General features: G+C 77.2%; 25 protein-coding genes and 1 riboswitch. Of the genes, 17 read left to right on the forward strand and 8 right to left on the reverse strand.

What is annotated here, in order from left to right:
- The first annotated feature begins 20 nt into the window (after window positions 1–20).
- The gene (locus BLW63_RS09535; RefSeq protein WP_091154303.1) at window positions 21–680 is read left to right on the forward strand and encodes a lysophospholipid acyltransferase family protein; all 660 of its coding nucleotides are present in this window, start codon (window positions 21–23) and stop codon (window positions 678–680) included.
- Window positions 677–2212 carry a cobyric acid synthase gene (locus tag BLW63_RS09540; RefSeq protein WP_091154306.1) on the forward strand — a complete coding sequence of 512 codons (1536 nt, stop codon included), beginning with the start codon at window positions 677–679 and terminating at the stop codon, window positions 2210–2212. Before BLW63_RS09535 ends, BLW63_RS09540 begins: the two co-directional genes overlap by 4 nt.
- On the opposite strand, the gene BLW63_RS09545 is transcribed toward BLW63_RS09540, so the two are convergent.
- A complete protein-coding gene (locus BLW63_RS09545; RefSeq protein WP_091154310.1) occupies window positions 2199–2588 on the reverse strand; it encodes an acyl-CoA thioesterase in 390 nt (129 codons plus the stop codon). The genes BLW63_RS09540 and BLW63_RS09545 overlap by 14 nt on opposite strands.
- Before the next feature lie 33 nt (window positions 2589–2621).
- Here BLW63_RS09545 and BLW63_RS09550 point away from each other — a divergent pair, with 33 nt between their 5' ends.
- Window positions 2622–3221, forward strand: coding sequence for an MSMEG_1061 family FMN-dependent PPOX-type flavoprotein (locus tag BLW63_RS09550; RefSeq protein ID WP_091154314.1), 600 nt, complete (start codon window positions 2622–2624; stop codon window positions 3219–3221).
- 37 nt (window positions 3222–3258) lie between these two features.
- Window positions 3259–3684, forward strand: coding sequence for a VOC family protein (locus BLW63_RS09555; protein ID WP_091154318.1), 426 nt, complete (start codon window positions 3259–3261; stop codon window positions 3682–3684).
- Between the two features lie 49 nt (window positions 3685–3733).
- Here the strand turns inward: BLW63_RS09555 and BLW63_RS26760 are convergent, their stop codons facing one another.
- Complete coding sequence (locus BLW63_RS26760) at window positions 3734–3871, reverse strand: hypothetical protein (RefSeq protein ID WP_170856711.1); 138 nt, start codon at window positions 3869–3871, stop codon at window positions 3734–3736.
- A 226-nt stretch (window positions 3872–4097) separates the two neighbouring features.
- Here BLW63_RS26760 and BLW63_RS09560 point away from each other — a divergent pair, with 226 nt between their 5' ends.
- Window positions 4098–4619, forward strand: a complete 522-nt coding sequence (locus BLW63_RS09560; RefSeq protein ID WP_091154322.1) for a type II toxin-antitoxin system PemK/MazF family toxin — start codon at window positions 4098–4100, stop codon at window positions 4617–4619.
- A gap of 5 nt (window positions 4620–4624) precedes the next feature.
- Complete coding sequence (locus BLW63_RS09565; protein WP_091154325.1) at window positions 4625–5356, forward strand: class I SAM-dependent methyltransferase; 732 nt, start codon at window positions 4625–4627, stop codon at window positions 5354–5356.
- On the opposite strand, the gene BLW63_RS09570 is transcribed toward BLW63_RS09565, so the two are convergent.
- The 5 genes from BLW63_RS09570 to BLW63_RS09590 form a co-directional block, all read right to left on the reverse strand.
- On the reverse strand, window positions 5326–5802 hold the full coding sequence (locus BLW63_RS09570; protein WP_091154329.1) for a hypothetical protein: 477 nt from the start codon (window positions 5800–5802) through the stop codon (window positions 5326–5328). The genes BLW63_RS09565 and BLW63_RS09570 overlap by 31 nt on opposite strands.
- 75 nt (window positions 5803–5877) lie before the next feature.
- The gene (locus BLW63_RS09575; protein WP_244522467.1) at window positions 5878–6153 is read right to left on the reverse strand and encodes a hypothetical protein; all 276 of its coding nucleotides are present in this window, start codon (window positions 6151–6153) and stop codon (window positions 5878–5880) included.
- Window positions 6154–6206: 53 nt separating this feature from the next.
- Window positions 6207–7262, reverse strand: coding sequence for an AbrB family transcriptional regulator (locus BLW63_RS09580; protein WP_244522468.1), 1056 nt, complete (start codon window positions 7260–7262; stop codon window positions 6207–6209).
- Between the two features lie 29 nt (window positions 7263–7291).
- Window positions 7292–7585: a transcriptional regulator gene (locus BLW63_RS09585; protein ID WP_091154335.1), complete on the reverse strand. Its 294-nt coding sequence runs from the start codon at window positions 7583–7585 to the stop codon at window positions 7292–7294.
- Window positions 7582–8046, reverse strand: a complete 465-nt coding sequence (locus BLW63_RS09590) for a hypothetical protein (protein WP_091154338.1) — start codon at window positions 8044–8046, stop codon at window positions 7582–7584. Before BLW63_RS09590 ends, BLW63_RS09585 begins: the two co-directional genes overlap by 4 nt.
- A gap of 106 nt (window positions 8047–8152) precedes the next feature.
- A riboswitch (cobalamin riboswitch) is annotated at window positions 8153–8223 on the forward strand.
- Between the two features lie 61 nt (window positions 8224–8284).
- On the opposite strand from BLW63_RS09590, the gene BLW63_RS09595 reads away from it, so the two are divergent.
- The 11 genes from BLW63_RS09595 (at window position 8285) to cobA (ending at window position 18869) form a co-directional block, all read left to right on the forward strand.
- On the forward strand, window positions 8285–10291 hold the full coding sequence (locus BLW63_RS09595; protein WP_091154342.1) for a putative cobaltochelatase: 2007 nt from the start codon (window positions 8285–8287) through the stop codon (window positions 10289–10291).
- A 76-nt stretch (window positions 10292–10367) separates the two neighbouring features.
- Window positions 10368–10982 (forward strand): cob(I)yrinic acid a,c-diamide adenosyltransferase, encoded by a 615-nt coding sequence (gene cobO / locus BLW63_RS09600; RefSeq protein WP_091154346.1) that lies wholly within the window; start codon window positions 10368–10370, stop codon window positions 10980–10982.
- A gap of 94 nt (window positions 10983–11076) precedes the next feature.
- Window positions 11077–12462, forward strand: coding sequence for a cobyrinic acid a,c-diamide synthase CobB (locus BLW63_RS09605; RefSeq protein WP_091154349.1), 1386 nt, complete (start codon window positions 11077–11079; stop codon window positions 12460–12462).
- A complete protein-coding gene (locus tag BLW63_RS09610; RefSeq protein ID WP_091154352.1) occupies window positions 12449–13123 on the forward strand; it encodes an energy-coupling factor ABC transporter permease in 675 nt (224 codons plus the stop codon). Before BLW63_RS09605 ends, BLW63_RS09610 begins: the two co-directional genes overlap by 14 nt.
- Window positions 13120–13440, forward strand: a complete 321-nt coding sequence (locus BLW63_RS09615; RefSeq protein WP_091154356.1) for an energy-coupling factor ABC transporter substrate-binding protein — start codon at window positions 13120–13122, stop codon at window positions 13438–13440. Before BLW63_RS09610 ends, BLW63_RS09615 begins: the two co-directional genes overlap by 4 nt.
- A 91-nt stretch (window positions 13441–13531) precedes the next feature.
- Window positions 13532–14266: a cobalt ECF transporter T component CbiQ gene (gene cbiQ, locus BLW63_RS09620; RefSeq protein WP_091154359.1), complete on the forward strand. Its 735-nt coding sequence runs from the start codon at window positions 13532–13534 to the stop codon at window positions 14264–14266.
- Window positions 14263–15102: an energy-coupling factor ABC transporter ATP-binding protein gene (locus tag BLW63_RS09625; RefSeq protein ID WP_091154362.1), complete on the forward strand. Its 840-nt coding sequence runs from the start codon at window positions 14263–14265 to the stop codon at window positions 15100–15102. The genes cbiQ and BLW63_RS09625 overlap by 4 nt, the downstream gene beginning before the upstream one ends.
- Complete coding sequence (locus tag BLW63_RS09630) at window positions 15099–15443, forward strand: cobalamin biosynthesis protein (RefSeq protein ID WP_091154366.1); 345 nt, start codon at window positions 15099–15101, stop codon at window positions 15441–15443. The genes BLW63_RS09625 and BLW63_RS09630 overlap by 4 nt, the downstream gene beginning before the upstream one ends.
- The gene (gene cobC, locus BLW63_RS09635; protein WP_091154369.1) at window positions 15440–16507 is read left to right on the forward strand and encodes an Rv2231c family histidinol phosphate aminotransferase CobC; all 1068 of its coding nucleotides are present in this window, start codon (window positions 15440–15442) and stop codon (window positions 16505–16507) included. Before BLW63_RS09630 ends, cobC begins: the two co-directional genes overlap by 4 nt.
- 44 nt (window positions 16508–16551) lie before the next feature.
- Window positions 16552–17613 carry a nicotinate-nucleotide--dimethylbenzimidazole phosphoribosyltransferase gene (gene cobT / locus BLW63_RS09640; protein ID WP_280140509.1) on the forward strand — a complete coding sequence of 354 codons (1062 nt, stop codon included), beginning with the start codon at window positions 16552–16554 and terminating at the stop codon, window positions 17611–17613.
- Window positions 17610–18869: a uroporphyrinogen-III C-methyltransferase gene (cobA, locus tag BLW63_RS09645; protein ID WP_091154373.1), complete on the forward strand. Its 1260-nt coding sequence runs from the start codon at window positions 17610–17612 to the stop codon at window positions 18867–18869. Before cobT ends, cobA begins: the two co-directional genes overlap by 4 nt.
- 52 nt (window positions 18870–18921) lie before the next feature.
- Here the strand turns inward: cobA and BLW63_RS09650 are convergent, their stop codons facing one another.
- Complete coding sequence (locus tag BLW63_RS09650; RefSeq protein WP_091154376.1) at window positions 18922–20436, reverse strand: HNH endonuclease signature motif containing protein; 1515 nt, start codon at window positions 20434–20436, stop codon at window positions 18922–18924.
- Window positions 20437–20551: the final 115 nt, after the last annotated feature.

The following is a 20551-nucleotide window of genomic DNA, read 5'->3' on the forward strand; positions in this document are numbered from 1 at the left end:
AGCCGAGAGGGGAACGCGGCGTGCTCTACCTGGTCGTCCGGTTCCTGCTGCGCCCGCTGTTCCACGTCGCGCTGCGGATGCGCGTGACGGGGCGGGCGAACGTGCCGGCCACCGGCCCGGTGATCCTCGCCAGCAACCACCTGTCCTTCATCGACAGCATGGTCATCCCGCTGTCGGCGCCGCGCCGCGTGCACTACCTGGCCAAGGCCGAGTACTTCACCGGCACGGGCGTCGGTGGCTGGCTGACCCGGACGCTGTTCACCGCACTGGGGGCCATGCCGGTGGAGCGGCAGACGCACCGCGCCGCGCAGGAGGCGCTGGACACCGCGCTGGGCGTGCTGCGCCGCGGTGAGGGCTTCGGCATCTACCCGGAGGGCACCCGCTCCCGCGACGGCCGGCTGGCCCGCGGCAAGACCGGCGTCGCGTGGCTCGCGCTGACCGCCGACTGCCCCGTCGTCCCGGTGGCCGTGCACGGCACCGACCGGGTGCAGCCGGTCGACTCCCGCTGGCCGCGGCCGCACAAGGTGTCGGTGACCTTCGGCGAGCCGCTGACCTTCCCCGAGCAGCGCGGGATGGCCGGCAACGGCCGGGCCCGCCGGGTGGTGACCGACCGGATCATGGAGGCGATCGCCGAGCTCTCCGGCCAGGAGAAGGCCGGCTGGGGGCAGCCGCGGGCATGAGCGGCACCGTTCCCCGGCGCCCGGCCTCCGGCGGCGCCCTGCTCGTCGCGGGGACGACGTCCGACGCCGGCAAGTCGGTGGTGACCGCCGGCATCTGCCGCTGGTTGGTCCGCCAGGGGGTGTCGGTCGCGCCGTTCAAGGCGCAGAACATGAGCAACAACTCGATGGTCACCCTCGACGGCGCGGAGATCGGCCGGGCACAGGTCATGCAGGCCGCCGCGGCGCGCGTCGAGCCCGAGGCCGCGATGAACCCGGTGCTGCTCAAGCCCGGCGGCGAGGACTCCAGCCAGGTCGTCGTCCTCGGCCGGGCGGTCGCCGACGTGACCGCGCTGTCGTACCGGCCGATGAAGGCCGCGCTGCTGGAGCAGGTGTTGGCCAGCCTCGCCGACCTGCGGTCCCGGTTCGACGTCGTCGTCTGCGAGGGCGCCGGCTCCCCCACCGAGATCAACCTGCGCGCCGACGACATCGCCAACATGGGCCTGGCCACCGCGGCCGGGCTGCCCGTGGTCGTCGTCGGCGACATCGACCGCGGCGGGGTCTTCCCGGCCCTCTACGGCACGGTGGCGCTCATGCCGCCGGCCGACCAGCGGCTCGTCGCGGGCTTCCTGGTGAACAAGTTCCGCGGCGACGTCCGGCTGCTCGCGCCCGGGCTGGAGCAGCTCACTGCGCTCACCGGCCGGCCGACGCTCGGCGTGCTGCCCTGGCTGCCCGGTGCGGCGGTGGACGTCGAGGACTCCCTCGGCGTCCCGACCGGCGTCTCCTCCGCCGGCCAGCCGCACGGCGAGGAAGTGCTGCGGGTCGCCGTCGCCCGGCTGCCGCGGTTGTCCAACTTCACCGACCTCGACGCGCTGGCCGCCGAGCCCGGCGTGCTGGTGCGCTTCGCGACCACCCCCGAGGAACTGGCCGACGCCGACCTCGTCGTGCTGCCCGGCACCCGCGCCACGGTCGCCGACCTCGGCTGGCTGCGCGCCACCGGCCTGGCCGACGCCGTCGCCCGGCACGCCGCCGCGGGCCGGCCGGTGCTCGGCGTCTGCGGCGGCTCCCAGATGCTGGCGCGGACGATCACCGACGACGTCGAGTCGCGGGCCGGCACGGTGCCCGGGCTCGGGCTGCTGCCGGCCGACGTCCGGTTCGCCCGGGGAAAGACGCTGGGCCGGCCGGAGGGCACGGCGTTCGGGCAGCCGGTGCGCGGCTACGAGATCCACCACGGCGTGGTCACCATCGACGACACCGCGGAGCCCTTCCTCGACGGCGCCCGCGCCGGGTCGGTGTTCGGGACCACGTGGCACGGGGCGCTGGAGGTCGACGGCTTCCGGCGGGCGTTCCTCGCCGAGGTCGCCCGGGTGGCCGGACGGCGCTTCGTGGCCGCGCCGGACACCGACTTCGCCGCCGTCCGCGAGCGGCGGCTGGACGCCCTCGGCGACCTGGTCGCCGAGCACGCCGACACCGGCGCGCTGTGGCGGCTGGTCGAGGACGGCGTCCCGGGCGGCCTGCCCGTGCTCCCGCCCGGGGACGCGCTCAGCCCTCGCTGAGCCGGGCCCGGACGTCGTCGGGCCAGGGGGTGGCCACGCCGTCGGCCACGCACACGTAGGTGTTGCGGACGACGCAGCAGACCCGCTCCCCCACCCGGACCGTGTACCGCACGGTCACGCTGGTACGGCCGAGCTGCTCGGTCCCGGCGTCCACGGTGACGGTGTCGCCCCACCGGGCCGACGACGTCCACTCCAGCGAGCTGGCCTTGACCAGCGGGTCGAGGCCGCGGGCGACGAGGTCCTCCCAGGGCAGCCCGATCGCCGCCCACCAGTGGTTGGAGGTCTCGTCGGCCCAGGTCAGGTAGTGGGCGTTGAAGACGACGCCCTGCTGGTCGCACTCGACGTACCGGACCGGGGAGCTCCACCGTGCAGCCACGGCCGGTCACCGTAGCCGGGCTACGGTGCACCCGTGGACACCGCTGCCGACGTCCTGGCCGGGTACCGACCGCCCTCGAAGCTGGTGCAGGACAAGGTCGTCGACCACCTCGACCGGCACTGCCGGGCCTTCATCGCGCTGTCGCCGTTCGCCACGCTGGCCACGGCGGCGCCCGACGGCCGGCCCGACGTCTCCCCGCGCGGCGGCGACCCGGGGTTCGCGCGGGTCCTCGACGAGCGGACGCTCGCCCTCCCGGACCGGCAGGGCAACAACCGGGTCGACAGCCTGCGCAACACCGTGGGCAACCCGCACGCTGCCCTGCTGTTCTTCGTGCCCGGCTTCGAGGAGACCCTCAAGGTCTTCGGGACGACGATGCTCGTGGGCCCGGACGACCTGGGCGTGGACCTGACCGAGTTCGGCCGCCCGCCGCGGTCGGTGCTGGTGCTGACCGTCGAGCAGGCCTACTTCCAGTGCGGCAAGGCGGTCATGCGCTCCGGGCTGTGGGACGCCGGCCGGCAGGTCGAGCGCTCGACCTTCCCGTCGCTGGGCGAGGTGCTGCGCGACCACTGCGGGCTGAGCACGCCCCTGCCCGGCCAGGAGGAGATGCGCGCGGAGCTGGCGCAGGAGCTCTGACGAGGGACCTGTCGGTGGTCCGCCCTATCGTCCGCGCATGGCCACCGACGTCCAGATCGTGATCGACTCCGCCGACCCGCACGGGCTGGCCGACTGGTGGGCCGAGGTCCTCGGCTGGCAGGTCGAGCCGCAGGACGAGGCGTTCATCCGACGCATGGTCGAGTCGGGCGCCGCGACCGAGGCCGACACCACCACGCACCGCGGCGCACTGGTCTGGAACTCGGGCGCGGCGATCACCTCCCCCGACCCCCACCGGCCGCGGGTGCTGTTCCAGCGGGTCCCCGAGCCCAAGACCGTCAAGAACCGCGTGCACCTCGATGTGCACGTGGGCGCCGACCGGCGGGAGGACGAGGTCGCCCGGTTGCTTCGGCTGGGCGCGACCGAGCTCTACCGGCAGTTGCAGGGCCCGTTCGAGTGGGCGACCCTCACCGACCCCGAGGGCAACGAGTTCTGCGTCGCCTGAGGAAGGACCCGTCCCCCTGGCCCCGCCGCCCCCCTGCAGGGGTCCTCTCTCAGCTGGCGCGCAGGTCGCGGGCGAGCTTCCGATAGGCGACGGTGCGTTCGGCCAGCGCCCGCCGGCGCCCGTGCCGGGTGCGCGGACCGGTGCCCAGGTAGCGGGCGTCCTCCACAAGCTGGAAGGCGGCGAGCACGCTCGCCTTCACCTCGCGCCCCCGCGGTTGAGCAGGGGGAAGTGGCTCGGCCGAGGTCATGACGACCCCCCTCTCCCGGAGACGGCTCCGCCCCGGCCCCGTGCGGACATGGTGCCCCTCCATCGGCCGGCGCAACCGTTCTCGTGACCGATTGCCACCGGTGTGTCACACAGGACACCTCCCCTGTCCCACCCGTCCCGGGAGTCCCACCCGTACCGTGCCGGGCATGGCCGGTCCCTCCCTGCCCCGGGTGCTCAGGTCGCTGCTCCGGACGGCGCTGCGGCCCGCCCCCACCCGGCCTGCGGCCGCCCGGCGGGGGACACCGTCCGGCGGCGGCGTGCGCGACCTCCCCGGCGGTCTGGCCGGCGTCGACCTCGCGCACCGCCCGGAGGACGACGGCCGGCCGGACCCCGGCGAGGTGGTCTGGGCGTGGGTGCCCTACGACGAGGGCGACGGCCGCGGCAAGGACCGCCCGGTACTCGTCGTCGGCAGCCGCGGCGCGGACCTCGTCGGCCTCATGCTCTCGAGCCAGGACCACGACCGGGACGCCGCCGACGAGGCCCGGCACGGCCGGACCTGGATGGACGTCGGCCGCGGCGGCTGGGACCCGCGCGGGCGGCCCAGCGAGGTGCGGCTGGACCGGCTGCTGCTGCTCCCGCCCGGCTCGGCGCGCCGCGAGGGCGCGGCCATCGGGCGGGCGGTGTTCGACGACGTGGTCACGGCGCTGCGCGGCCTGCACCCGGACTGACGGCAGTGGACGCCGCCGAGGTCTTCTGGGCCCTGCACCGCGACCTGCCCCGGGAGGGCGTGGGCTCGGACGCCACCACCCGGACCCTGCTGGAGCTCACCGCGCCGCTGCCGGCGTCGCCCCGCGCCCTCGACGTCGGCTGCGGTCCCGGGCGGGCGTCGCTGGTGCTGGCCGCCGACGGTGCCCGGGTGACCGCGGTCGACCTGCACGAGCCGTTCCTGCGGCGCGCCCGGGCCGCGGCGCGGGACGCGGGCCTGGCCGCGCGGGTCGCCGTCGAGCGGGCATCGATGACCGCTCTCCCCCACCCCGACGGCGGGTTCGACCTGCTCTGGTGCGAGGGCGCGGCCTACCTCATGGGCGTGGACCGGGCGCTCCGGGAGTGGAGCCGGCTGCTGCGCCCGGGCGGCGCCCTCGTGCTCACCGACGCCGTCTGGACCACCGCCGCCCCCTCCGGGGAGGCCCGCCGATTCTGGGCCGAGTACCCGGCGATGCGCGACGAGGCGGCGCTGGTCGCGGCGGCCCGGTCGGCGGGCTGGGAGGTCCTGGCGACGCACCTGCTGCCCGACGCGGACTGGACCGACGAGTACCACGGCCCGCTCGCCGCGGCGATCGACGCGTGGCCCGACCCGGACCCCGGGACGGCGGCGGTCCTGGCCGAGGCCCGCCGCGAGGTCGACGTCCGGCAGGCCCACCGCGACGAGTTCGGCTACCTCGCGCTGGTGCTGCGCGCCGGCTGACCGGCCGGCCCCGCGGCGGCACCCGCACCGTGCAGCCGGCGCTTCGCGACCGCGATGGGCAGCTGGCCGGCGAGCGCCGGCAGCACCCACCACACCGGGTTTCCCGTGGCGGCCACCAGCAGCCCGGTCACCAGCGCGACGTACGAGCCACCCAGCAGGTGCGGCTGCAGCGTCCGCCAGTGCCGCCAGCCCCGCCGCCGGGCCAGCGCACCGGCGACCGCGAGCCCCTGCGTGGCCACCGCCACCGCCAGCAGCCAGGCCAGGCCCGGCGCCGACAGCGCCAGCACCGCGCCGCTCGCCGCGACGCCGGCGACCGCCACCTGGTAGCCGCCGGCCGCGACCCGCCCTCGCGCCCCCGCCAGGCGGGCGGCGAGCCACACCGGACCGAGCAGCAGGCCCGCCGTCCCGGCGGTCACGTGGAGCAGGAGCAGCGGGTCGCCGGGCATGAGCCGACGGTGTCAGCCGGCCCGGCCGCCCGGGCAGTGCCGTCCGTCAGCACCCGGGTGTGACAGGTGTACGGGTCACTCTGCGACGGACTGGTCGCGCACCGCCTGCCGCGGGCGCAGGTGGTAGACCCCGGCCTGCGGGCCCAGCGGGGTCAGGTCGTAGCGGTGCACGACCTTGGGGCCGTCGTGCAGGTGCACGTGCGTGATCGTCGGCAGGGGCTCCCCGTGCCGCGCCTCCCGGATCTCCACCCGGCCGTCGAGCGGGCCACCGACGAACAGCAGCACCGCGTCCTGCGTGCCGGCGTCCGCGCCGGTCTGGTCCTCGGACAGCTCCCTCACCTCCTCCGACACCGGATCGAGGGTAGGCGCGCTCGGCGCCCGCGGCACCGGGCCGGCGGCCTCGGTCACTCCCCGGTGTACCGCAGCCAGCGGGCCAGCAGCGGCGCGGCGAGCAGCACCGCGAACAGCCGCAGCACCTGGACGGCGAGCACGAAGGTGACGTCGGCGCCACCGTCCCGGGCCGTGGCGAGCACGGCGTACAGGCCGCCGGGGGTGGTGGCGAGGTAGGCGTCCAGCGCGCTCGCCCCGGTGGTGGCGGCCAGCAGCGCACCCAGCCCGGCGCAGGCGGCGACCAGGCCGAGGATGACGGCGAGGCCGAGCGGCAGCGTCCGGGCGACGGCGCGCAGGCCGTCGCGGTCGAAGCCGAGCCCCACCACCAGCCCGATGACCAGGAAGGCCGCGACCTCCAGCGGCACCGGGACCGCCGCCCCGCCCGAGAGCCCGCCGAGGTCGAGCCCGGCGGCGACCAGCATCGGCCCGAGCAGCGCCGGCACGGGGATCCGCAGCAGCCGGGCCAGCGGTGCACCGGCGAGCACGCAGACCGCCGCGAACAGCAGCCCAGCCGGCCATCCGGGGCCGGCGTCGTCCACCGTCGTCCCCCCGGAGCCGGGGTCGGCATCGAAGAGGGTCACCGCCGTTCCCGGCACGAGGACGACGACGACCAGCACCCGCAGGTACTGCAGGACGGCGACGGTCCGGTCGTCGGCGCCCAGCTCACCAGCCATCACCGTGACGCCCGAGGCGCCCCCGGCGACCATGGCGAAGGCGGCCGTCACGGGGGTGACCCCCGGCTGCAGCCGCAGGACGAGACCGGCCAGCACGCTGAGCAGGAGGGTGCCGGCGGTGACCAGCAGGACCGGCAGCCAGTCGCGGCCAATCGCCTCGAGGGTGGCTCCGTCGACCAGCGCGCCTATCGAGACGCCCACCAGTCCCTGGGCCGCCGTGGTGACCGGCCGCGGGACGGCGAGCCGGAGCCGGCCGGCCAGGCCACGCGCCAAGCCGGCGAGCAGCCCGCCGAAGAGCGCCGGCGCGGGCAGGTCGAGGACGTCGAGGGCCAGCGTGAGCGCGAGGGCGGCGACGACCACGAGCGCCAGGTCGGCCGCCCGCGCACCCCTGCCCACCCGGCCCACTCTGCCGGGCGACCCCGCCCCTAGCCGCCGGTGATGCGGCGCAGCTCGGCGACGTGCGCGTCGAAGGCCGCGCGCCCCTCCTTGGTGAGGGACAGGCTGGTGCGCAGCCGGGAGGCGCGGGTGGCCTTGTGCACCCGCACGTAGCCGGCCTCCTCCAGCTGCTTGACGTGCTTGGACAGCACCGAGTCGCTGACCCCGACCGTGTCGCGGACCGTGGCGAAGTCCATCGTGTCGACGGCGGCGAGCAGGCCGCAGACCTGCAGCCGGGGCGATGGGTGGATGACCGCGTCGAAGCGCGGCGCGACCGCGGTCACCGTTCTCCCCGCAGTTCGGCGATGTAGATGCGACTCCACCACCGGTTGACCAGCAGGAGGGCGACCGCGAGCACCGCGCCCGCGACCACCATGGCCCCGCGGAGGTCGAGCGCCAGCTCCGCGGTGAAGCCGGCGGCGAGCACGACCACCACGCACCCGAACCACACGCGGATCGCCTTGCGGGTCCTGCCCTTGCGGAACCCGTGCACCCAGAAGCCGGTGTGCCGCTGGTACAGGACCACCATCCCGCGGAGGCACAGCAGGAAGACCACGACGGCGGCGAGCGTCACCCAGTTGTTGCGCAACGAGTAGGAGGAGATGAACCCGAACAGCAACAGGCTCAGCAGGGCGTCATACCACCATGGCTGCATAGCGCGCTCGGCCAGCGCGGCCCGCTGGGACCGCAGGGCGGCCAGTCCGGCCTCGGCGGCAGCACGGTCGGAGACCTCGTTGCTTTCCATGTCGGAAAGACTGCCCGGTCACTTTCCACGTCGTCAAGGGACGAGGCCGGGGTGTCATCCGACGGGGCGGTCGTGGTCTGATGGCGCGGCCACAGCGACGGCAGTGGAGGAAGCCCGGTGCGACTCCGGCGCGGTCCCGCCACTGTGACCCGGCAGTCGCCGGGGAGTCAGGAACTCCCGTCGTCGCCTCCTGCCACCTCCGGGCGTGGACACCCGGGGAGAGGACACGTGCCCCCGCATGACGTACCCCTTCGGCGCCGTCGTCGGCATGGACGACATGCGGCTCGCCCTGCTGCTCAACGCCGTCTCCCCCGCCGTGGGCGGCGTGCTCGTCCGCGGGGAGAAGGGGACGGCGAAGTCGACGACGGTGCGTGCGCTGGCCGCCGTCCTGCCGCCCGTGGCCGTCGTGGCCGGTTGCCGGTTCGCCTGCGACCCCGCCGCCCCGGACCCCGCCTGCCCCGACGGCCCGCACGACCCCGGCGCCCCGGGACCCACCCGCCCCGCGCGGCTGGTCGAGCTGCCGGTGGGCGCCTCCGAGGACCGCGTCGTCGGCTCGCTGGACCTCGAGCGGGCACTCACCGAGGGCGTCAAGGCCTTCGAGCCGGGGCTGCTGGCCGCCGCGCACCGCGGCGTCCTCTACGTCGACGAGGTGAACCTGCTGCACGACCACCTGGTCGACCTGCTGCTGGACGCCGCCGCGCTGGGCACCGCCTACGTCGAGCGCGAGGGCGTCTCGGTGCGGCACGCGGCGCGGTTCCTGCTGGTCGGGACGATGAACCCCGAGGAGGGCGAGCTGCGTCCCCAGCTGCTCGACCGGTTCGGGCTCACCGTGGAGGTCGCCGCACCCCGCGACCCGGCCGAGCGCGCCGAGGTCGTGCGCCGCCGGTTCGCCCACGACGCCGACCCGGCCGGGTTCGCCGCGTCCTGGGCCGGCGAGGAGGCCGGCCTGGCGCGCCGCATCGCCGAGGCCCGCGCCCGGCTGCCGCACGTCGTCCTCTCGGACCACGCGCTGCGCCAGGTGACCTCGGTGTGCGCCGCCTTCGACGTCGACGGGCTGCGCGCCGACCTGGTCACCGCCCGCGCCGCCATCGCGCACGCCGCCTGGTGCGGCCGCGACGAGGTCACCGAGGACGACGTCCGGGTGGCCGCCCGGCTGGCGCTCCCCCACCGCCGGCGCCGCAACCCGTTCGACGCGCCCGGCCTGGACGAGGAGACCCTCGAGCAGGCGCTGGAGGAGTCCCGCCCCCACGAGGACCCGCCCGAGGGCCCCGGTGACGGCGGCACCCCGCCTCCCCCGCCGCCCGGCCCGTCCAGGGACGGCGAGGCCGCGCAGTCCCCGTCGACCGCCGACGGCACCGGAGACCCCCCTCCCTCGACGAGTGACGGCTCCGCCGGGACCGCACCCGCCCCCGACCGCGCCGCCGTCGCGCCCGCCGACCCGTTCCGCACCCGCCGCCTGGAGGTGCCGGGCACCGGCGCGGGCGTGGCCGGCCGGCGCTCGCGGGCACGGGGCGACCGGGGCCGCGTCGTGGGCGCGACCCGCCCCAACGGCACGGTCACCCGGCTGCACCTGACCGGCACGGTGCTCGCCGCGGCGCCCCACCAGGTCGCCCGCGGCCGCACCGGCCCGGGGCTGCGGATCGCCCGCGAGGACCTCCGGCAGGCCGTCCTCGAGGGCCGCGAGGGCAACCTCGTCCTCTTCGTCGTCGACGCCAGCGGCTCGATGGGCGCGCGCTCGCGGATGGCCGCGGTGAAGGGCGCCGTCCTCTCGCTGCTGCTCGACGCCTACCAGCGGCGGGACAAGGTCGGCCTGGTCACCTTCCGCGGCGCCGAGGCCGAGCTGGCGCTGCCGCCGACCTGGTCGGTCGAGGCCGCCGCGGCCCGGCTCACCGCGCTGCCCACCGGCGGGCGCACCCCGCTGGCCGCCGGGCTGCTGCGGGCACACGAGACGCTGCGGGTGGAGCGGGTCCGCGATCCTCAGCGCCGTCCGCTGCTGGTCGTCGTCACCGACGGGCGGGCCACCGGCGCGCGCGGCGGCGACCACCTCGGCGAGGCGCGGCGGGCGGCCGGCCTGCTGGCCGCCGACGGGACGGCGACCGTCGTCGTCGACTGCGAGTCCGGGCCGGTGCGGCTCGGCCTGGCCGGCGCGCTCGGGACGGCGCTCGGCGGACAGACCCTCCGGCTGGAGGAGCTGGCCGCCGAGTCGCTGGCACAGACCGTGCGCAGCGTGCGGGAGGCGGCCTAGTGAGCGAGCGTGCGAGCTCACCGATGAGCACAGCGCCCCGAGGCACTCGGCCGACGAGCGCCAGCGAGGAGGACTAGTGCCGCAGGGACAGGTCGCGGTCACGCCGCAGGACGGGCTCACCACGAAGCAGCGGCGCAACCGGCCGCTGCTCGCCGTCCACACCGGTGAGATGAAGGGCAAGTCCACCGCCGCGTTCGGCATGGCGATGCGGGCGTGGAACCACGGCTGGTCGATCGCGGTCTACCAGTTCGTCAAGAGCGCGAAGTGGCGGGTCGGCGAGGAGAACGCGCTGACCGCGCTGGGCCGGTTGCACGCCGAGACGGGCGAGGGCGGGCCGGTCGTGTGGCACAAGATGGGCTCGGGCTGGAGCTGGTCGCGCCGGCAGGGCACCGAGGTCGACCACGCCGCCGACGCCGCGGAGGGCTGGGCGCAGATCAAGCGCGACCTCGCCGCCGAGGCGCACCGCTTCTACGTGCTGGACGAGTTCACCTACCCGCTGAAGTGGGGCTGGGTCAACGTCGACGACGTGGTCCGGACGCTGACGGACCGGCCGGGCACCCAGCACGTCGTCGTCACCGGCCGGGACGCCCCGCCGGCGCTCGTCGCGGCCGCCGACCTGGTCGTCGAGATGACCAAGGTCAAGCACCCGATGGACGCCGGCCAGAAGGGCCAGCGGGGGATCGAGTGGTGACGGTGCCCGCTCCCTCCAGCCGTGATCATCGGCGGATGGCTGCCCGCGTCCGGCGTGTCGGAAGCCACTCGCCGATGATCACGGAGGGCCGCCCGTGACCGTCCCGCGCGTGGTCGTCGCCGCCCCGTCGAGCAACGCGGGGAAGACGTCGGTCGCCACCGGGCTCGTCGCTGCCCTGACCGCCCGCGGGCTGGCCGTCTCCCCGCACAAGGTCGGCCCCGACTACATCGACCCCGGCTACACCGGCCTGGCCGCCGGGCGGCCCGGGCGCAACCTCGACCCGGTGCTGGTCGGCGAGGAGCGCGTCGTCCCGCTGTTCCTGCACGGGGCGCGCGGCGCGGACGTCGCCGTCGTGGAGGGGGTCATGGGCCTGTTCGACGGCGCGACCCGGCCGGGGCTCGAGCCCGGGTTCGCCTCGACCGCGCACGTGGCCCGGCTGCTGCGCGCCCCGGTGGTGCTGGTCGTCGACGCGAGCGCGCAGGCGCAGAGCGTGGCCGCGCTGGTGCACGGCTTCGCGACCTACGACCCGACCGTGCGGCTGGGCGGCGTGGTGCTCAACCGGGTCGGCAGCGACCGGCACGAGGAGATCCTGCGCGAGGCGCTCGGCGGGTCCGGTGTCCCGGTGCTCGGCGCGGTCCGCCGGCTCGCCGAGCTCGGGACGCCCTCGCGCCACCTCGGCCTGGTGCCCGCCGCCGAGCGGTCGGCCGAGGCGCTGGCGACCGTCGGCCGGCTCGGCGAGGTGGTGGCCGGCGCGGTCGACCTGGACGCCGTCCTGCAGCTGGCCCGCACGGCGCCCGCCCTGGACACCGCCCCGTGGGACCCCGCCGCCGAGGTCGCACCGCTGGACGGCCGGCCGCGGATCGCCGTCGCCGGCGGGGCGGCCTTCACCTTCGGCTACGCGGAGAACACCGAGCTGCTCGAGGCCGCCGGCGCCGAGGTCGTGACGGTCGACCCGCTGCGCGACGAGGCGCTCCCGGAGGGGACCACCGGACTGGTCGTCGGCGGCGGGTTCCCCGAGGTGCACGCCGCCGACCTCTCGGCCAACGAGACGCTGCGGGCCGACGTCGCCGCGCTCGCCGCGCGGGGCGGTCCGGTCGCCGCCGAGTGCGCCGGCCTGCTCTACCTGGCCCGCAGCCTGGACGGCGTCCGGATGTGCGGCGTCCTGGCCACCGACGCGGTCATGTCGCCGCGGCTGACCCTGGGCTACCGGGAGGCCGTCGCGCTCGGCGACTCGGTGCTCGCGCCGGCCGGCACCCGGGTGCGTGGCCACGAGTTCCACCGCACGGTCGCCACGCCCGCCGCGGGTCCGACGCCGGCCTGGCGGTGGGCGGGCGCCGGACCGGAGGGGTTCGTGAGCGGGAGCGTGCACGCCTCCTACCTGCACCTGAACTGGGCCGGCTTCCCGGCTCTGGCCGAGCGGTTCGTGTTCGCCTGCGCGGCGGCTGTCCTCCCGGGAGGGGCACGGCATGCACATCGCTGAGGGGTTCCTGCCAGTGACGCACGCGGTCGGCTGGACGCTGGCCGCCGCACCCTTCGTCGTCCACGGGGCCCGGCAGGTGGTCGCCGAGGTCCGCGAGCGCCCGGAGAACACGCTGCTGCTCGGCGCGGCCGGCGCGTTCACCTTCGTGCTCAGCGCCGTCAAGCTGCCCTCGTTCACCGGCAGCTCCAGCCACCCGACCGGCACCGGCGCCGGCGCCGTGCTGTTCCGGCCGCCGGTGATGGCGCTGCTCGGCACGATCGTGCTGCTGTTCCAGGCGCTGCTGCTGGCGCACGGCGGGCTGACCACGCTGGGCGCCAACGCGTTCGCCATGGCGGTGGTCGGGCCGTGGGCCGGCTACGGCGCCTACCGGCTCACGCGGCGCCTCGGCGGCGGGCTGCCGCCGGGGGTCTTCGCCGCGATGGCCGTCGCCGACCTGGCCACCTACGTCACGACGGCCGGACAGCTCGCGCTCGCCCTGCCCGACGCCGGGACCGGGGTCGCCGGCGCGTTCGCCAAGTTCCTCTCCGTCTTCGCCCTCACCCAGGTGCCGCTGGCGGTCGGCGAGGGGCTGCTCGGCGTGCTGCTGTTCCGGGTGCTCACCGCCAACGCCCGGCCCGAGCTGGAACGCCTGGGCCTGCTGCGCCCGGAGCCGGCCCGGTGACCCGGTCGCGGCTGGTCACCGCGCTGCTGGTCCTGGGCGTCGTCGCGCTCGTCGCGCTGCCGCTCGTGCTGGACGGCGGGACGTCGGAGTTCGCCGGCTCGGACGCGCAGGCCACCGAGCTGCTCGAGGCGGAGGGCCGCGAGCCCTGGTTCGAGTCGCTGTTCACCCCCTCGTCCGCGTCCGTGGAGTCCGGGCTGTTCGCGCTGCAGGCGGCGCTCGGCGGGGGCGTGCTCGGCTACGTGCTGGGCCGGCTGCGCGGCCGCCGGCCGGCCGAGGGCTCGCGGGCCGAGGGGCCCCGGGAGGATGGCGGCTCGTGAGCGGCCCCCTCCGCCGTGATCACCGTCGAGTGGTCGCCCCCTTCCGGCGTGTCGGCAGCCACCCGCCGATGATCACGGCGGCGGGCCGCCCGTGACCGGCCTGGCGGTCGACGACGCCGCCTGGGCCAGCGCCTGGCGCCGCCGCTCCCCCGCCGACAAGCTGCTGCTGTGCGGCGGCCTGGTCGCGTGCGCGCTGGCGCTCCCCGCCTGGCCGGGCAGCGTGCTGGTCGGTCTCACCGCCGTCGTCCTCGCCCTCGGGCCGGCCCGGGTGCCCGCGCGCACCTTCGGCCGGGCGGTGCGCTGGCCGCTGGCGTTCATCGCCGTCGGCGCGTTGACCTCGGTGGTCACCGTCGGCACCGGCGGCCTCGGCTGGGCGCCGGACGCCGCGACCCGTGCCGGCTCGCTGACCGGGCACGCGCTCGCCGGCAGCGCCGCGGTGCTGCTGCTGGCCACCACCACCCCGGTGTCGGACCTGCTGCCGGCGCTGCGCGGTCTGCGGGTGCCGGCGGCGGTCGTCGAGGTCGCCGCGGTGACCTACCGGCTGCTGTTCGTCCTGCTCGCGAGCCTGCACGCCGTCCGCGAGGCGCAGACCGCGCGGATGGGCTACGCCACCGTCGGCCGCGGCTACCGCTCGTCCGGCGCGCTGGCCGCCGCGGTGCTCACCCGCTCCTGGGACCGCGCCCGCCGGATGCAGGAGGGGCTGGCCGGCCGCGGCATGGAGACCGGTCTTCGGGTGCTGCCCGAGGTGCTGCCGTCGTCCCGGGCGTTCGTGACCGCCACCGTCGTCGGACTGGCGGCGCTGGTCACGGTGGGCCTGCTCGCATGAGCCACCGGGCGCTCACCGCCGAGGGGCTGGTCGCCGGCTACGAGCGCGGCCGCCGGGTGCTCGACGGCGCCGCGCTCACCGTGCCGGCCGGGCGCCGGCTGGCGCTGCTCGGGGCCAACGGCTCGGGCAAGACGACCCTGCTGCGCTGCCTGTCCGGCGCGCTTGAGCCGGCGGCGGGCACGGTCGCCGTCGACGGGGCCCGGCTGCAGCACACCCGGCGCGGCCTGCGCGCGCACCGGCAGGAGGTCCAGCTGGTGCTGCAGGACCCCGACGACCAGCTGTTCAGCGCCTCGGTCGCGCAGGACGTCTCCTTCGGCCCGCTCAACCTGGGCCTGCCCGAGGACGCCGTCCGCGAGCGGGTTGCCGAGGCCCTCGACCTGCTCGCCGTGGCCCACCTGGCCGGCCGGCCCACCCACCAGCTCTCCTACGGCGAGCGCAAGCGGGTGGCCATCGCCGGCGCGGTCGCGATGCGCCCGTGCGTGCTGCTGCTCGACGAGCCCACCGCCGGGCTCGACCCGTCGGCGGTGGCCGAGGCGCTGGCCGCGCTGGAGCGGCTGCGGACATCGGGCTCGACCGTCGTCATGAGCACCCACGACGTCGACCTGGCGCTGCGCTGGGCCGACGACGTCGCCGTCGTCGTCGACCGGGCCGTGGTGCAGGGCGCCCCCGCCGACGTCCTGGCCGACGACGACCTGCTCGCCCGCGCCCGCCTCGACCGGCCGTGGGCGCTGACCGTCGGCGCCCGGCTGCGCGCGCTGGGCCTGCTGCCCGACGGCGCCCTCCCCCGCGACGCCGGGTCGCTGCTGGCGGCGCTGCCCGAGGGGGTGACCCCGTGACGGTCGTCGGCGTCGGCGCGCGGCCGGGGGTGAGCGCCGCGGAGGTGCTGGCCGCGGTGGACGCCGTCCTGCCGGCCGGCGCGGCGGGCGTCCGACTGGCCACCCTCGACACCCGCGCCGCCGAGCCCGGGGTGGTCGCGGCCGCCGCGGCCCGCGGCTGGCCGCTGACCGGGCACCCGGCGACCGCGCTGGCCGCCGTCCCGGTGCCGTCGCCGTCGCCGCGGGTGGCCGCCGCGGTGGGGACGCCCTCGGTCGCCGAGGCCGCGGCGCTCCTGGACGGCGGGACGCTGCTGGTGGGCCGCACGGTCGTCGGGCGGGTGACCGTGGCGGTGGCCCGGTGACCCTCGAACCGGACCTGGACCACCACGGGGACGCCGACCTCGCGCCCGGCCTGGTCGACCTCGCCGTCAACGTCCGCGCGGGGACGCCGCCGCCGTGGCTGCGCGCCGTCCTGCACCAGGCGCTCGACGATGCCGCCGCCTACCCCGACGCGGGTCCGGCGCGCGCCGCCGTCGCTGCGGCGCACCGCCGCCCGCCGGAGGAGGTGCTGCTCACCGCGGGCGCCGCCGAGGCGTTCACCCTGGTCGCGCGGGCCCTGCGGCCGCGACGGGCCGTCGTCGTCCACCCGTCCTTCACCGAGCCGGAGGCCGCCCTGCGCGCCGGCGGGCACCCGGTCGAGCGGCTGCTGCTGGAGCCGCCCGGCTACCTGCTGCGGGCGGTGCCGGAGGACGCCGACCTGGTGGTGCTCGGCAACCCGACCAACCCGACGTCGGTGCTGCACCCGGCCGACGCCGTCGCCGCGCTGGCCCGGCCGGGGCGGGTGCTGCTGGTCGACGAGGCGTTCGCCGACACGGTGCCCGGCGAGCCGGGGTCCCTGGCCGGGCGCCGGGACCTGCCCGGGCTGCTCGTGGTGCGCAGCCTGACCAAGACGTGGGGGCTGGCCGGGCTGCGGGTCGGCTACGCGCTCGGCCCCGCGGACCTGGTCGCGGCGCTGACCGCCCAGCAGCCGCACTGGCCGGTGTCCACGCCGGCGCTGGCGGCGCTGGTCGCCTGCACCGCCCCGGCGGCGCGGGCGGAGGCCGAGGCGGCGGCGCGCGCGCTGACCGCCGACCGGGAGGCCCTGCTGGCCGCGCTCCCCCCGGGGGTGGAGGTGGTCGGGCGGCCGCGGTCGTCGTTCGTGCTGCTCCGCGTGCCCGACGGCGCGCGGGTGCGGTCGGCGCTGCGCGACCGGGGCTGGGCGGTGCGCCGCGGCGAGACCTTCCCCGGGCTCTGCGCCGACCACCTGCGGGTCGCCGTCCGCGATCCCGCGACCTCGGTGGCCCTCGCCGCAGACCTCGCTGCCATCCTGGACCCCGGGACACCGGCGTTCCAGGACCTGCCCCGCCTCCCCGAGGAGATCCGCTGAGCCGCCCCACCACCCCGTCCGACGCCCCCTTCGCCGGCACCCTCCTGGGCGAGACGGTCGCCGCGATCACCCCGAGGGACGCCGCCGCCGAGCGCGCCGCCCGCGACCGCCTGGACCGGATGACCAAGCCACCGGGCTCGCTGGGCGTGCTGGAGGACGTCGCCGCGCAGCTGGCCGGCACCGCGGGTACCTGCCCGCCGCCGCTGCCCACCCCCGCCGCGGTCGCGGTCTTCGCCGGCGACCACGGGGTGCACGCGCAGGGCGTGACCCCCTGGCCGCAGGAGGTCACCGCGCAGATGGTGGCCAACTTCGCCCGCGGCGGTGCGGTGGTCAACGCCTTCGCCGCGCAGCTGGGCGCGGACGTCGTCGTGGTGGACGTCGGGGTCGCGACGCCGTACGCGGTCGAGGTGAGCCCCGCGCTGCTGTCCCGCAAGGTTCGGTCCGGCACCGCCGACCTCGCCGTCGGCCCGGCCATGACGCTCGACGAGGCGCGGCGGGCGGTCGAGGTCGGCATCGAGGTGGCCACCGAGCTGGCCGCCGGGCACGGCTGCCTGGTGACCGGCGACATGGGCATCACCAACACGACGGCGTCGGCGGCGCTGGTCTGCGCGTTCACGGGTGCGACGCCGGCCGCCGCGACCGGTCGCGGCACCGGGGTGGACGACCCGACGCTGGCCCGCAAGGTCGAGGTGGTCGGCCGGGCGGCGGCCCGGGTGCCCGAGCGGCCGTCGACCCCGGAGGCCGCGCTGGCGGCGCTGGCCGAGCTCGGTGGCCTGGAGCACGCCGCGCTCGCCGGCTTCGTGCTGGGCGCCGCGGCGGTGCGGGTGCCGGTGCTGCTGGACGGCGTGATCGCCGGGTCCGCGGCCCTGGTGGCGGCCGCGCTGTGCCCGGCGGCGCTGGAGCACGCGCTGGCCGGGCACACCTCCGCCGAGCCCGGGCACGGCATCGCGCTGCGGCACTTGCGCCTGCGCCCGCTGCTGGGGCTGGACCTGCGCCTGGGTGAGGGCACCGGCGCGCTGCTGGCGCTGCCGCTGGTGGCCAGCGCGGCGCGGGCGCTGCGCGAGGTGGCGACGTTCGACTCGGCCGGTGTGACGGAGAAGGCGTGAACGCCACCCCGGTCGACCCCGCGAGCGGGGTCGTCTACCCGGTCGGGCTGCGGCTGCTCGACCGGAAGGTGGTCGTCGTGGGCGGCGGGCAGGTCGCGCACCGCCGCGTCGCCGGACTACTGGAGGCCCGCGCCCGCGTCACCGTGGTCAGCCCCGAGGTGACCCCGGCGCTGGAGGCGCTGGTCGGACCGGGAGCGGTCACCTGGGTGCGCCGCCGCTACGAGGCCGGCGACCTGGACGGCGCCTGGTACGCGGTGGCCGCGACCGACGACCCGGCTGTGAACGCGGCGGTCGCCGAGGAGGCCGAGCGGTCGCGGGTGTTCTGCGCGCGGGCCGACGACCGGTCGGCGTCCAGCGTGTGGACGCCGGCGGTCGGCCGGCAGGGCGACCTCGTCGTCGGGGTGCACGGCGGCGGCGACCCGCAGCGCGCGGTCGGGGTGCGCGACGCGGTCCTGGCGGGCCTGACCGACGGCACCATTCGCGACCACACGGGCCGGGAGGTCCCCGGCGGGCGGCCCGGCTCGGTCGCGCTCGTCGGCGGCGGGCCGGGCGACCCGGGGCTGATCACCGTGCGCGGCCAGCAGGCGGTGTCGCAGGCCGACGTCGTCGTGGCCGACCACCTCGCGCCGCAGTCGCTGCTGGCCTCGCTGCCCGCGGAGGTTGAGGTCATCGACGCCTCGAAGCTGCCGCGCGGCCGGTACATGGCCCAGGAGCAGATCAACGCGCTGCTGGTGGAGCACGCCCGGGCCGGCAGGCGGGTGGTGCGGCTCAAGGGCGGCGACCCGTTCGTCTTCGGCCGCGGCATGGAGGAGCTCGAGGCCTGTGTGGCCGCGGGCGTGCCGGTGGAGGTGGTGCCCGGGGTGACGTCGGCGATCGGCGTCCCCGGGCTGGCCGGCATCCCGGTCACCCACCGCGGGCTGACCCACGAGTTCGTCGTGGTCTCCGGGCACGTGCCGCCGGGCCATCCGCAGTCGTTGGTCGACTGGGCGGCGCTGGGTCGGCTGCGGGGGACGGTCGTCGTCCTCATGGGGGTCGACACGGCCGCGGCCATCGCGGCGGCGCTGGTCGAGCACGGCCGGGCCCCGGAGACGCCGGTCGCCGTCGTCGCCGACGGGTCGACGCCGACCCAGCGCACCGTGCGCACCACACTGGCCGGTCTGGCACGGACCCTGGCGGACGAGGACGTCCGGCCGCCCGCCGTCTGGGTGGTCGGCGAGGTCGTGCGGCTGAGCGCGGAGCTCGGGGCGCCGCGCTGACGACCCGATCCATCGGCGTTCCCGCGGGAACGGCGATGGGCCGATGGGCCGGTCAGGCCACGGCGGCCCGCCGCCTCGCGTCCTCCGCGGCGAGTCGGCGTTCGAGGTCGCGATTGGCCAGCAGGACGCCGACGACGTAGGCGAGGTCCATCGGCTCGCCGTTGACGTGCATCTCGTCGGGCAGGTCCGGCTGGCGGTCGGGGAAGAGCAGCCGGGTGATCGACGCAGGCGTCCCCGCTGCGGCGGGCGCGGCGGTGGCGGCCGGTGGACGACGGACCGCGGTCGGGCGGCGTCCGACCGCGGTGTCGAGCGGCTGGACCCCGGCGACCCGTCCGTCGTCCACCCCGCCGCCCAGCCCGGCCACCCCGTCGTGGAAGGCGGCGTCGGCGGCACCCCACACCCGCCGGCCGTCGGGAGCGGTGACGACGAGGTGGCCCGCGCGCCGGGTCATGACCAGTCCCAGGTCGTGGGCGAGGCCGTGGTCGGTGTCGCAGAGCAGCACCATGTTGGCCACGTCGGTCGCCCCGCCGTGCAGCCAGTGCCGCATGTGGTGGGCGTGCAGCCGCTCGATGCGGGTCTCCGGACAGCCCGGGCGGGCACAGCCGCCGTCGCGGCGGTGCAGGGCGCGGCGCTGGGCCCGGGTGGCGTGACGGCGCGCGCGACCGACGGCCAGCGGCTCCCGGCCGCGTTCGAGCATCGTCACCACGGTGGCCTCGCACAGCATCCGCCGGACCTGGGACGGGTGCAGGGCCGGGCCGCCCTCCAGGTACGCCCGTCCCGCCGCGGCGTCGTCGGCGAGGACCGCCGCGTCGGCGTGGACCACCACCTCCCGGCGCGGCGGGTCCCCGGCCCGCCGGTCGGCGTCGGCGGCCGCGGTGGCGAGCTGCGCGACCGCGGCGCAGCGACGCGCCGTCGTGCGGTCCCGCGCAGCGGCCACCTCGTCATCCTCGTCCTGCTGCGCGCCGGTCGGGTGGGCACCCGTGCGCTTGGCGGCAGCCCGTTCCCGGCGGGCGGTGCGCTCGGCCACGGAGTCCACCCCGGCCAGGAACGCCGCGCCCTCCTCGGCGGGCAGCGACAGCCGGACCTGCAGCATCCCGTCGTCGTCCCACCAGGAGTCGAAGCGCCGTCTGGCCGCGACCGTCGCACCGTCGACGGCGTCCGACCGGCGCCACTCCCGGACCACCCGCTCCAGCTGCGACGCGGTGAGCTCGTGGGCCAGCTCCAACAGCGCCGGTTCGGTGTCCGGGTCGGCCACCCGGGTCAGCGCCCGGACCTTGGCGTAGGACAGCCGGCCGGCGGCGAAGGCCGCCGCGGTCGCCGGCAGGACGCCCAGGGCACGGGCCACCCGCACGTGCTCGCGCGCCGCGCCGGGTGAGAGCCCGCACTGCCAGGCCAGCCAGTGCGCGCACGACCGGATGCCGACCGCGCCCCAACCGCCGCGGCGGTCGAACTCGGCCACCAACGCCAGCCACGCCGCCGTGGCCGCGGCCAACCGGACCGCCCCACTGGTGACGCGCCGCGCCAGCTCCTCCAGCGGGAGCTCGCCGCTCTCACGCTCCTCCGACACCGGACCCTCCTCCTCGAACACCTGTACGGAGGCTAGGGCGCGGGGGTGACAGAACCGCAGGTCAGCGGTGCTCCTGCGGAACGACGAGCCAGCGCCGAGGTCGCGCGAGGCCTGG

Origin of the sequence: Geodermatophilus africanus (genome assembly GCF_900107105.1) — a bacterium.
Classification (GTDB): domain Bacteria; phylum Actinomycetota; class Actinomycetes; order Mycobacteriales; family Geodermatophilaceae; genus Geodermatophilus; species Geodermatophilus africanus.